This window comes from Olivibacter sp. CPCC 100613 (genome assembly GCF_036959255.1).
Taxonomy (GTDB): Bacteria; Bacteroidota; Bacteroidia; order Sphingobacteriales; family Sphingobacteriaceae; genus Olivibacter.
Genome location: NZ_JAWMTI010000001.1, coordinates 261,123 through 273,140, shown reverse-complemented (window position 1 = coordinate 273,140; position 12,018 = coordinate 261,123). Strand labels below are relative to the sequence as shown.

General features: G+C 45.5%; 8 protein-coding genes. 1 reads left to right on the top strand and 7 read right to left on the bottom strand.

Going from position 1 to position 12,018, the window contains the following annotated elements; all coding sequences use genetic code 11:
- The first annotated feature begins 119 nt into the window (after positions 1–119).
- Positions 120–1,424, top strand: coding sequence for an ATP-binding protein (locus RYH73_RS01055; protein ID WP_335311396.1), 1,305 nt, complete (start codon positions 120–122; stop codon positions 1,422–1,424).
- An 80-nt stretch (positions 1,425–1,504) separates the two neighbouring features.
- On the opposite strand, the gene RYH73_RS01050 is transcribed toward RYH73_RS01055, so the two are convergent.
- From RYH73_RS01050 to RYH73_RS01020, 7 genes are all read right to left on the bottom strand, one after another.
- Complete coding sequence (locus RYH73_RS01050; protein WP_335311395.1) at positions 1,505–3,064, bottom strand: DUF4832 domain-containing protein; 1,560 nt, start codon at positions 3,062–3,064, stop codon at positions 1,505–1,507.
- Between the two features lie 9 nt (positions 3,065–3,073).
- Positions 3,074–4,180 carry an acyltransferase family protein gene (locus RYH73_RS01045; RefSeq protein WP_335311394.1) on the bottom strand — a complete coding sequence of 369 codons (1,107 nt, stop codon included), beginning with the start codon at positions 4,178–4,180 and terminating at the stop codon, positions 3,074–3,076.
- Between the two features lie 25 nt (positions 4,181–4,205).
- On the bottom strand, positions 4,206–5,063 hold the full coding sequence (locus tag RYH73_RS01040; RefSeq protein WP_335311393.1) for a PKD domain-containing protein: 858 nt from the start codon (positions 5,061–5,063) through the stop codon (positions 4,206–4,208).
- A gap of 11 nt (positions 5,064–5,074) precedes the next feature.
- Complete coding sequence (locus RYH73_RS01035; RefSeq protein ID WP_335311392.1) at positions 5,075–6,661, bottom strand: RagB/SusD family nutrient uptake outer membrane protein; 1,587 nt, start codon at positions 6,659–6,661, stop codon at positions 5,075–5,077.
- Positions 6,597–9,950 (bottom strand): SusC/RagA family TonB-linked outer membrane protein, encoded by a 3,354-nt coding sequence (locus tag RYH73_RS01030; protein WP_335311391.1) that lies wholly within the window; start codon positions 9,948–9,950, stop codon positions 6,597–6,599. The genes RYH73_RS01035 and RYH73_RS01030 overlap by 65 nt, the downstream gene beginning before the upstream one ends.
- Before the next feature lie 119 nt (positions 9,951–10,069).
- Positions 10,070–11,188: a FecR family protein gene (locus RYH73_RS01025; RefSeq protein WP_335311390.1), complete on the bottom strand. Its 1,119-nt coding sequence runs from the start codon at positions 11,186–11,188 to the stop codon at positions 10,070–10,072.
- A 62-nt stretch (positions 11,189–11,250) separates the two neighbouring features.
- Complete coding sequence (locus tag RYH73_RS01020; protein ID WP_335311389.1) at positions 11,251–11,862, bottom strand: RNA polymerase sigma factor; 612 nt, start codon at positions 11,860–11,862, stop codon at positions 11,251–11,253.
- Positions 11,863–12,018 lie beyond the last annotated feature (156 nt).

The following is a 12,018-nucleotide window of genomic DNA, read 5'->3' as shown; positions in this document are numbered from 1 at the left end:
GCCGGGCTGTTTGCATGTAAATTCTAAACTCCTACATAAAAATGTGTTATATAACAAAAAGTCGTACATAAAAATGTGTTATATAACAAAAAGTCGTACGTGTTTTTGTATATTTGTGTATGAAACGAGATGCCTTAACTTATTTAGAAGCATGGAAAAATAGCCCGGAGCGCAAGCCGTTGATCATTCGGGGAGCTAGGCAAGTAGGTAAAACTTGGTTGATGCAAGAGTTTGGAAGACGAGCTTATGATCAGATCGCCTATATTAATCTAGAAAGTAATGCCATAGCCAGAAGTCTTTTTACGGTTGATTTTAATATACAACGCATCATTGCAGGGATACAAATTGAGACAGGTCTAATGATTGATGCGCAAAACACGTTGTTGATCATCGATGAAATTCAAGAATCTCCAGCGGCAATTACTGCGCTTAAGTACTTTCAAGAAAATGCTGCTCAGTATCATATTATTTGTGCAGGTTCACTTTTGGGGGTTGCATTAAATCGACATACCTCTTTTCCTGTTGGGAAGGTGGATTTTCTTGATCTTCATCCGCTTAATTTCCATGAATTTTTGGATGCGGTACAGCAAACATCTTTAAAAGAGTTATTATTGCAAGAAAACTGGGATCTTATTCAAACTTTTGCTCCGAAATACATCGAGTTGCTACGGACCTATTATTATGTCGGAGGGATGCCGGAGGCAATTTTGGCTTATTCTAAACGGCAGGATTTTACAGAAGTTAGATCGATTCAAAAGCGGATATTATTTGCTTATGAACAAGATTTTTCTAAGCACGCGCCGCATGATATTGTACCACGTATTCGTATGTTATGGAATTCGATTCCCGCGCAGCTTGCAAAAGAGAATAAAAAATTTATTTATGGAATTATCCGCCAGGGCGCGAGAGCTAAGGATTACGAACTAGCCCTTGCTTGGTTGATTGATTGTGGTTTGGTACAACAGGTCTTTAATGTATCTAAACCGGCAGTGCCTCTTAAAGCATACGAAGATTTTGGTGCATTTAAACTGTTTATGGTCGATGTAGGGCTATTGGGAGCAATGGCAGATCTTGACGTGCGCACCTTATTGGAGGGCAATACAATTTTTCAAGAATTTAAAGGGGCACTTACAGAACAGTATGTGGCGCAACAATTGATTACCTGTCATACTTTGCAAGTTTATTATTGGTCGGCACAGAATGCGCGAGCTGAAATTGATTTTTTGGTACAACGTTCCGGGGAAATTATTCCAATAGAAGTGAAGGCTGAAGAAAATTTACAGGCCAAAAGCTTACGGGTTTACTATGATAAATTTCAACCTAAACAAGCTGTCAGGACTTCGATGAGTGCGTATCGTAAGGAAAGCTGGATGGAGAATATTCCTTTATACGCCATTCTGGTATTCCCGATTTCTACAATATGATGCGAAAGCAGCCATTCAACGAATGGCTGCTACTTGTTTGGATAAATTTGGAGTAACAATATGGTCAACTAAATACCGTACTACTGGATGCTCATTTGATGATTGAGTTTATTGTAACCGGTACTTTCTTCCCAAAGATCTTGATTGGCGAGGCGGATACTGTAACGGGGATCATCTGCTAAACTTTCGTAGGCATCGGGCATATTTAACAGTAAAGCGTAATCACCGCCGGGTATATCAGTCGGTATCCTAACCGTGGTATTAACGATGGTTTCGCCGGGCGCCCACCATCGGATGTCGGTATCCAGCGGAATGCGATGGATGCTATTGGAAGATAAGTTCCGTAGAATTAGCTCAACAGGACGGGCATTAAAAGGCGATGCATAGCCTCGGTTTACCAGCTGTAGCTGAATAGCGGCTTCTACCCCCCGAAAGGCTTGATTGGGGAGGGTTGCCTGCTGGAGTACAAAGCGATAACCAAGGTTTTTTTTGATGTCATCCATGCATCCTCCATCTTGCCAATCGTTATTAACGGCATTGTTATAATGGGCATTCAGGTAGCTGTAACCCATGTCTGCAAATTCCTGCTTGGCACGGCCTGCCGGTTCACAATCGTTCTGCGGACTATAATCGTCGCTGCAGGTTTCTCCACCGATCACGACAAATTTTCCTTCTTCTTTCATGTAGCTGCGAAGGGCATTTACGACCGTTGCGTTCGAATTGCGTGGCGTGGAGCTGTTGCCGTAATCTTCGTAGGTGCCAATATCATTAGGGCCTGAAAGAAAACAATCGTTATGCAACCCGATTCTGGCTTTATCTGTGCCGGTAAAGGCCTCGCTTTCGTTCAGCGGGGCGGCATCTACGGGAGCTTGGACACCGTAGACGTAGCGTTGTTTGAATTGTGGATAGCGTACCTGAACCATACGATCGTCCGGAACGGTCTCTAAAAGGGCTGCCAGTACGTCAATCCGATCTTGCCAATTACTGTCCATGAGTTTGTACTGCTGTCCACCGTTGCCAGAGGGATCACCAAAATAGTCGGTATAGTACTGCTCGCCCCAGGTGCCGATAAAGCCCAATTGTACGCAGGCAATAACATCGGCATTTTGCTGAAAGAAGGGCGCAAGCTGATGGATGTGGTTGATGATGACGCTCTTGCTAGCATCACCATAGGGCGGACAAATGAAACCTTCGGGGCAGTTGCCGCTATTGGCGGTAACAGTATAAACAAAACGCGGAATGATTTTCACCCCGGCGCTGCGTACAGCATCCATATCATTTTCAAGCGCATCTAAGGTGGCTTGTGAGATGGGACTATCTCGGAAATTGTCTAAGATATAATACCGGAACACGAGTGTGCTCACCACCGCATAATTGGCGGTGGAGGTTTGTTGAGGTGTACGGTAAGTGCTTAGTGTGGCGGAGTCCAGTGGACTGAAATTGCCGGTATAGGTTTCTGAATAGCGGTAAAAGCCTCTTTCGGGGTTGGCAAAATCTTCTTGGCTTTCGGTATAACTTATTTGTATGCCTTCTACGAGCGGAAGCATGTTGGCGCTTCTGCTACAGGCATAGCCGAGGATACCCAGGCTAAGTGCTGCAAGCAGACTGAATTGGAGGGTGGGGTTTTTTAAGGGGTTCATAATATAAATTTATAGTTTGAAAAAGATACGTTTTTGATATAGCCAATAGCATAAATACCATTCGCAGAAAAGCGTAACGATGGCAACGAAGATGGCGGTGGTATCGTTAGATAAGCCGAGGAGATGAAAGCCACCGCCTACAAAAATATCGACGACACCGTTGAACCATTCTTTGCCAACGGTTTCAAAAAATAGATAAATGAAAATAGGGTTCATGCCGACCACAACAAAGATCCATGCCTTGGACTGATAGCCTTTTATATCAATCAACCAGCGGAAGAAGGCTAGTATTGCTAAAATATAACCGCCGGAAACGAATACAAAACCAGGGGTGCTGATGCGTTTAATGATCGGGCTTAGCTGCATCCAATCCAAGGCATAACCTATTAGTAGACACCCGAGGGCAGCCAGTATTAACTGTTTGCTTTTTACCGTATCGTTCGGGGTACTTAGCAGAATTTTACCTGCCAGGACGCCCCAAATGGTGTGCGCCGCGGTTGGGATAAAGTTGATGGTTACCCAACCACCGTCATTATCTTTGCCCATCAAGAGCATATCGACGTAGGTGCCGAAGTTCTTTCCTAGTACAAAGGCTTGATCATATCCCGGTATGGCCGTGAAACGATAGAGTAAATCCGTTATCAGGAGCAGGAAAAGACTGAATAGTAATTGCTGGAGGAGCGACCAACGGATAATCAGGTAGGCAATGACGGTGGTAAAGGCCAATTGCGTCAGTACGTTCCATAGCTCCCAAACGAGTTTTCCACTATATACGCAATGCAGGGCAACACCGCAGGCGAAGAGCTTTGCTGCCCGCCAGGCGACGGTTTTAAAGTGCTGTGACCAGCTGACCCCTGCAGCTGCTTTGCGTTGATAGGATAGGTAAAGGGAGGTGCCGGCAATGAACATAAAGGCGGGCTGCACCAGATCCCAAAAGTAGAGGCCATGCCATTCATGATGGAAAAAGTGATGAATGATGGCTTGTGGCCAGCCACCTTTATATGTTGCGGATAAGGAGGTGTAAAGCTCACAGCTTTCTGCTGCCAATAAGATCATGATCAGCCCGCGCATAACGTCGAGCGATAAAATCCGTGTTTGTACTTTCTTTTCTTCCATTTGATCTGAGCGTTTTATACTGTTATTAATCGTCCATTCCTAATAGATAGGCCGGTTGCCCATTGAGCGGTACACTGCCTAATTGGGCAGACCAATCGTTCTTAGTAAGGGTAATGCCTAGACGTAAGGCGGTTCCGGTAAGGCCTTTTAATTTGCTACGGTCTATACGCATTTCAAAACGGGTTTGATTACCGCTGCTTTCAACGGTGCCGAGACTGTAATAATCGCTAATAGACTGCTGAACAAAACTGAAATCTACCTGGGCTCCATTATGGTAGAAAACGTCTAATGCGCCGTCTAATAGGGGGCCTTCTAAGAGGATGTCATAGGCTCCTTCTGTAAAGGTTCCGGTTAGTAAACCACTCGCTGCACTGTTGTCGCTATCGATGTAAAAATCGAAAATGTCTCCGTTCGCCGGGCTTGTGTTCAACTCCATATAGAGGTAAATATAGTTACCATCATAATCTAATTTAAGTGTTTGGGCAATACCGCCGTTTGGGCCTGGATTGAGTACATGTTCTGTAACATTTTCCCAGTCTGCCAGGCTTCCATCGTCTATCCGGACAGGCGAGCTTTTGGCGATCATGATGACGGTTGATCCTTCATAGGTGCTGCCGTCAACGGTGGCATATAGGGTGGGTACGTATTTTCCTTTACCGGGGTAATGGTGGGTAGGGCTTTCTTCGGTCGATTCTTCACCATCGCCGAAATCCCATCGGAAGGATTGGGCGCCTGTTGTTTTATTCATGAACTTAACTTCATTGCCGCTGACCTCAAGTTCATAAATGACGTCTATTGCGGGTATAACGGCCTGTTCGTCTTTACAGCCTGCTACTGATAACAGGGTTGTAAGAACGATGAATGGATATAATAACTTATTCATGTTTTTGCGATTTAGGGGTTTTGGGTGGCGAGTGGATTACTGAGTATCTCATCAATAGGTAAATAATAGATCGTACGGGGATGCTCCCAGCTAAGGGTCATATTGGCATAGCCGGAAGGTTTGCGCGATAAATCAATGTCTGATTCCCGTAAGCCGGGTAGGTGATAACCCCAATAGGTGCGTTCTAAGTTACGCTTGTTGCGGTACAGGTCAAATACCCGATGTCCTTCGAAAGCAAGCTCAATACGTCTTTCGTTTAAGACGGCATCCAGTGCACTGAGCCCGCCGGGTAATTGGCGATGATATAACACATCGCTAAGTCCTCGATTTTCACGGATGATGTCCAGGTCATCCAATGCCTCGGCTGTTTGCCCGAGCTTAGCCTTGGCTTCTGCCCGGTTGAGGTATAGTTCAGCTAAGCGGAACATAATGGGCGAGCTGAGATTCGGATTGCCGTCTTGATAGGAAAATTTGCGAATATAGCGAATGGGGATACCGTTCTTACGTTCGGTTGCCCCACTGCCACTGCCAGGGGCTTCGATGTAGGTGAAGCGAATATCCTGGGGATGCGCGTTCATGAGGTCTATCAGCGATTGGGAAGCAAATTCTTCTCCCCAACCGGAGTTGCCATCTGAGTATACCATAGAAGCAATGGAGCCACGTCCGTAGTCGTCTACCGTGGTGAAGGCAACGCAGAAAATGGTTTCACTAGCAGCGGTGGCGTTGGGGAAAAGCGTGGGATAGGTGCCGGGCGTGCTCAGTGTGAATTTTCCGGAATTGATCACTAAATCGGCATATTCAATGGCTTTGGCGTTATCTTCTTTGTAGAGATTTACACGGGAGAGCAGCGCCCAGGCAGCTTCTTTAGAAGCGTACTGCGAGCCTCGGGAGCTGTTCATGAGCTCGGCTGCGGTAGTGGCATCTGCTAAGATAGAAGCATACACTTCTTCTACGCTGGAACGGGCTTTGGCGCTTCCTTCGCTGAGGGACAATCGTAAAATAATGCCCGGCGCTTGGGGGTCACTTGTATAAGGTTTGGCGAATAAGCGAACAAGATTGAAATGGGCGAAGGCACGTAAAAAGTAGCATTCTCCCAATAGCTGCTGTTGAGCGGCATCGCGCTCGGTTATTTGCTCAACGGCTTCAATGACGGTATTGGCTGTATTGATGATTTTATAGGAAATGTACCAGAAAAAGCGGGTATTGGCTTGGGTGGGTGCATGGTCTTGGGTAAAACTATAGAAGAAGGGATCGGTAGTTACCTGACCACAGACGATATCGTCGCTCGCAAAATCGGAGAGATGATAATATTGCCGAAGATACATATTGTTGGTGCTTATCACACCATTGAATTCGACACGATCTTTAAAAAGCGAATAGGCGCCGTTCAGGGCATTCTGCAATCCATCGGTGGTGGTTACCAGGTTGCCGGTGGTGATGGCGTCCGATGGTTCTACTACGAGGCTACAACTGCCCAAGAGGGTGCTCAGCAAAAGGACGATTATGGATTTTTGTATGTTCATGGGACTAAGATTAAAACCTACAACTGATGTTAAATAGAAATTGCCTGTTATTGGGATATTTAAAGTCGGCCACACCGGGCATGGTCCAACTTTCGGAGATAATGGTCGTTTGCGGATCTTGCCCCAGAAAGTCGGTAAAGGTGTAGACATTATCGGCACTCAACCCGATGGTGACATCTGCCATTTTTAATCGTTCTTTGACAAATTTTTCGGGTAGACTGTAAGACAGACTAATGTTCCGAATGCGGAAAAAGCTACCATTTTTCAGGAACCTGGAAGAAGGCTCGGAAGCATTGGCCGCATGTTGTGGACTGGGTTCGGTGGCGATATCGCCTGGTTTTGCCCAGATGAGGGTTCCTTTCGGTCGTTGCACCTGATTGTAATAGGGCTCATTACCATCATTGAATACGTAACGCAAGTCATTGCTGAAGACTTTGTTCCCTTGACTAAACGCGGTACTTACCTGTAGGTTGATACGGCGATACCGTAGGGAGTTGTTGAAACCTCCCTGATAACGGGGAAGTGCTGAACCGACTTCTTGCTGGGTGGCTTCCGCGTAATTGGGTGTCATCTCCCGGGCAATAACCCGACCTTCGCTATCTTCGATCAGTTTTTCCCAGAGGGCCGCACCTGTTGCCGGATCTACGCCTCCCCACTTGGGCATGTAAAACTCGTATAGATTGCCACCGTTCCGATAGATTTGGGATACGCTTCTGGAGGTTGTACGCACGATATCGGCGGGTAATCTTGATAGTTTATTGCGGTTAAAGCTAATGGTCAGATCGGTACTCCATTCAAAATTTTCACGGTGTATGTTCTTGCTATTAATGCCTAACTCAATTCCTTCGTTGTTGACCCGGCCGGCATTGTCCCATTTCACCTCAAAACCGGCAGATAGCGGTTGGGAAACTTGGAGCAGTAAATCTTTGGTGATGTTTTTATAAGCGTCAACGGTGAGGTTTAGGCGACTGAAAATACCCAAATCGATACCGACGTTGTATTGATGCTTGCTTTCCCAGGTTAAGTTGGGATTAGCCAGCTGATAAGGGATGGCACCTACAGAGGAGTTGTATTGGCTGGCCAGTGAAAAGAGCCCAAGAAAACGGGAAGCACCAATGTCCTGTGTGCCGGTTACGCCGTAGCTGGCCCGTATCTTGAGGTTGTCCAACCAGTCGATAGCGCTTAAAAAGGATTCCTTGCTGGCATACCAAGCACCGGAAATGGCGGGGAAGGAAGCATATTGATTGCCCGGTGGAAAGGCGGACGATCCGTCTACGCGGAAGGACGCTGTTAGGAAATATTTCCCGGCATAATTATAATTTACCTGCGAAATAAGGGATTGCATGGCCGACCGATCGAAGTAGCCGTTTACCATTTGGTTATTGGAAACAACATTCAAGACACGCAAGCCCTCAGGCAGACCTCTTCCGGATCCGCCCGAATATTCGTTTCGTCCGCCTTCAAAGGCTACGCCGGCGAGCCCGTTAATATGATGTTGCTGCAGGTCGAAATTAAAGCGCAACAGGTTATTGGAGATGCCGCCATAGAATAGAGAATTGGACTCTTCAAGATACCCGGTACCGTTATAGGCACCGGCCACTAAAGGTGAAAAGTAATTGGTGGCTTTGTTGTATCCGGCAGATACCCTGGTGGCCGATGAGAAGCTGAGCCAGGGAACAATCTGATACTCAAAGGTGAAATCATAATTGGCATCAAAACCTTTATAAGGATGATCGGAGTTTTTAATGGTATGAACGGGGTTTACTTTATCTCTCGACCACCATCGGAAGGGTACATTGCCATCTACATATAGGGCTTGCCCGTTTTCATCGTAGGGATTATCCCAAGGAAGGTTCAGGAAAGCATAATACATGTCCATATAATCGTAACTATTGCCAATACTTCCGCTGATGTTGAGGTTGTTTCTAACGTGTATTTTTTCGGAAAAACGATAGGTGCTGTTGGCACGTAGGTTGAGGCGCTTGTATTGGGTATTCAAAAAGGTGCCTTTTTCGTCATAATAGGAAGCGGCGGCATAGTAGCTGTTTTTTTCGGTTTTTCCCCGTACGGAGAAATAAATATTGGTAGTAGGGGAAGCTGAGAAGAGCTCACCTGTCCAATTGTAATTCTGATCGCGCAAACTAAGCGGACGCTCGCTGTAGAATTTAAGTAAATCTATTTTGTAGGAATTGTTAGGCTCGCCAACGATATAATCGCGGTACAGGTTTTTATGATGCTCGTACAGCATGGCACCATCCATCATTTTCATGGTGCCGAAATCGGCTGTCTTTACCCCGGATGTGGCTCGGAATTCAAAGATGTTTTTGTTGTCAAAGGCTTGTTTGGTGGTGATGATCATGACACCTGCATTGGCTTGCGAACCGTACATAGCGGTGGCACCGGCATCTTTGAGGATCGTGATACTTTCAACGTCGTTTGGGTCGTAATTGCCGCCAATGATGCCATCTACTACAACGAGCGGGCTTTGTGAGGCGTTGATGGACGATACGCCGCGAAGACGTATTTCCGGACTGGCACCGGGTTGACCGGAGCTGTTTACAACTTGTAAACCGGCTACTTTTCCTTGTAGCATCGTCCCCACGTTATTGGCGGTAACGTCGCGGAGCTTTTCGGCTTTTATCGTAGTGACGGCACTGGTTAACTCTTCTTCTTTCACTTTGCTGTAACCAACGCTGACCATCACTTCTTCTAAAAGCGCGAGGTCTTCTTCTAAGGTGATATTTAGAAAAGACTGACCGGCCGACTGCTCCTGCCTTTTGTACCCCATATACTGGAAGATCAATACGGGATGCTGCCCTTGCAATGTCAAGGTGAAAGAACCGTCGGCTTTGGTGGAGGTACCGTTGCTCGTTCCTTTTTCCAGTACGCTTACACCACCAAGTGCTTCGCCTGATTTGGCGGTTACTTTACCGCTAATGGTAAGCTGCACCACGACTGCCGGCTCCTGCTGACCGGATTTGCTTGGGGTAAGAATAATGGTTTCGTTTTTGACGATGTAGGTGAAGGGTTGATTTTTAAAGATTTTTTCAAGTGCTTCGGCGATGGGGGTGTTTTTGAGCTCGATACTGATGGGGGATGCCTGTTGGAGGTATTCGGCGTCATAGATAAAAGTGTATCCACTACTATTTCTGATTTCGTTGATGACATGCGCTAAGGAGGCATTGCGGACACGCAGCGATACTTCTTGAGAAAATACGCTTGCCGAGGCAAATAAACCAAAACTTAATACGAAAAAGACGGTCAGTTTCATTTTCAATAGGTGTTTAGTTGGTATCCTGATAACAGGTATAGGCTTATAAGTAGCTGCCTGCATAACCTTACAAGCATCTTCGTTAAAATTCATACTTTTGTAAATTAGGTGATCAATTTCTGATGTTTATGCTAAATTGGATGTGTTTGCCTATTTGTCGGAGATGCTGGTAACATCTCCGACATCATTTAGGATTCTTTGTATTTCTTATCTTATAAAGACACCCTCCTTTCCGTTAACTTGAATTTGGTGTTACTGGTGAGCGCAATCATTTCGAGCAGTGCTGATAGCTTTACATCTTTCGGTAACACAGCATATAGATATTTTTCGGGCATTTGTTTGACATCGATTTCTACATCGTACCACCGGGCAATTTGCTGCATGGCATCGGCCATTTTGGTGTGATGAAAAACAAAGTATCCATCTTTCCAGGCTACGAAATCTTTTGCTTCTACCGAAACCTTGTTAAGGGTTCCGTTGCGGTGCACGTTGATGGCCTGTTGATTGGGTTTGAGGATGCCCGTACCTGCCGGTATGCCCTTTGCCTTGATTTTGACACTTCCTGAAAGCAGGGTGGTAACGGTTTGTTGCTCATCGGTATAGGCTTTTACATTAAAGCTGGTTCCGAGTACTTGTACTTGTTGATGTGCAGTTACTACCGTAAAAGGTTTAAGGGCTTTTTTTACTTCGAAGTAAGCCTCGCCTTCTAAAAATAGTTCGCGTTTATGGGCGGAGAAGGTGACGGGAAAACGCAGACTTGACCCTGCGTTTAGCCAAACTTTGCTTTGATCGGGAAGAACCACCTGATATTGCCCACCAAGGGGTACACGGATTTGGTGATACTGGACACTATCTTGCGGTCTACCGGCACTTTTGTAAACTAATAAACCCACTTTTGGATTGTGGAGGCTAATTTCCACTGTTTTTTTTAGCTCCTCGGACGTGTTACTGTCGAGGGGTATCTGACGGCCATCTGCCAATGTCAAGATGGCCTTATGGGTGCCTGCTGATACGTCGTAGGGAATGGCCTTGGCTACCGCCGGATTTCCCGTGTTTATTTTGTTCGTACGAAGATTATAATAGGCGATAAGACCCAGCAATAGAAGGATACTGGCAGCATAGGGAAGCAGGGCGATGAAAGGTTTTTTTTTGCGGGTGGATGTGATGGGCGGATAAAGACCTTCTTCCAGCTGTTCATCCATCTCCTTTAAGAGTGCGGAATCGATCTTTCCTTCGCGTAAAAGCTTAAAGAAAAGAAACTCTTCTTCTTTGGTGGCTGTTTTATCTTTATATCGTTTTATGAGCGTTTTGTAAAAGCCTAGATCGTCCATTGCTGAATCTCATTTTAACTATGACAATCGGGAAGGCTAGGAGGGCAAGAAAAAATGATTTTTTATAAGAATAATTCGGTAAGGAACGAAAATACCAGGGATACGGTAATGTCGAGATGTTTTTCTACGAAGGTTTTCAAGAACCGCAAAGACTCGATCATATGGTGTTTGATGGAACTGCGAGAAACACCGGTTTCTTCGGCTGCCTCGGCATAGCTTTTACCTTCTTCTCTGCAAAGTAGAAAAATTTCGCGCGAACGCCTCGGTAGTTTATCGAGCTGAAGCTTCAACAAACGGAAGTATTCTTTATCTTGTATGTGAAGGTAGGTGCTCTCGTAACCGTTGGGGGAAATGTAGTTGCTGAGTTCTTTGCTAGCGGCTTCGGCATGGGCCATTTTTTTGAGTGTATTAAGGGCGAGGTTCTTGGCTACAACACGTAAATAAGCTTTAAGGGATTGAATGTCGGCAAGGGAACTTCTTTTTTCCCATATTTTAATGAACAGTTCTTGACATAAATCTTCTGCTAGATCGGTTTGTCTTACATAATGAAGGAAAAAGGCGTAGATAAACGGGCGATAATTTTTATACAGCGTATCGAAAGCACTTCTGTCGCCACGACTAATACGAGTAAGGAGTACTTGTTGATCCATCATTGGTGTTTTATGGTAAGCCATTGAGCCTTCTAATGAAAACTGATAAGCAATTATCTGCTAGCACCGCCTCGTTGTGATATGGTTTGTAACTGGTTTTACGGCGTTCGTATATACAATGCTAAAAAAAGTATTCGAAGTTCACAACTATTTGACAAACGCAACCGTTTGCTTAATTTG